This window comes from Catenibacterium sp. CAG:290, from assembly GCF_000437715.1.
Taxonomy (GTDB): Bacteria; Bacillota_I; Bacilli_A; order Erysipelotrichales; family Coprobacillaceae; genus Catenibacterium; species Catenibacterium mitsuoka_A.
The window spans coordinates 1-471 of record NZ_FR898841.1 but is presented as its reverse complement, the minus strand read 5'-3'; the positions used below and the strand labels follow the sequence as shown (position 1 = coordinate 471).

2 pseudogenes are annotated in these 471 nt (G+C 37.6%); both read left to right on the top strand.

The features are described 5' to 3' along the window. Positions 1-41 precede the first annotated feature (41 nt). Positions 42-176: pseudogene (locus QVO42_RS10535) on the top strand (helix-turn-helix domain-containing protein); the annotation flags it as partial. Positions 177-191: 15 nt separating this feature from the next. Beyond that, positions 192-471 (top strand): annotated as a pseudogene (locus QVO42_RS07320) (hypothetical protein); the annotation flags it as partial.

The following is a 471-nucleotide window of genomic DNA, read 5'->3' as shown; positions in this document are numbered from 1 at the left end:
GTTGCAGGGGTTTCGTAAGTATAAAAAACAGATAGAAAGGGATGAGGAAATTGCTGAAGAGCTTCAAAACGGAAATAAATCCTACAGAGGACCAGAAAGTCAAAATTCGTAAAACAATAGGTACTTGCAGATTTATCTATAACTTTTATCTTGCTCATAATAAGGAACTTTATGAAAGTGGCAAAAAGTTTATGAGCAGCAGCCAGTTTAGAGTATGGCTCAATAATGAGTTTCTTCTGAGCCATCCAGAATATTCCTGGATTAAGGAGGCTTATTCAAAGTCGGTAACACAGGCAGTAAATAACGGACAGACCGCATTTAAAAGATTCTTTGATCACAAGAGTGCCTTTCCAAAATTTAAGAAGAAAGGCAGATCTGATGTAAAGATGTATTTTGTAAGGAATAATCCAAAAGATTGCCTCTGTGAAAGACACCGAATCAAGATTCCGTCACTTGGCTGGGTCCGCATCA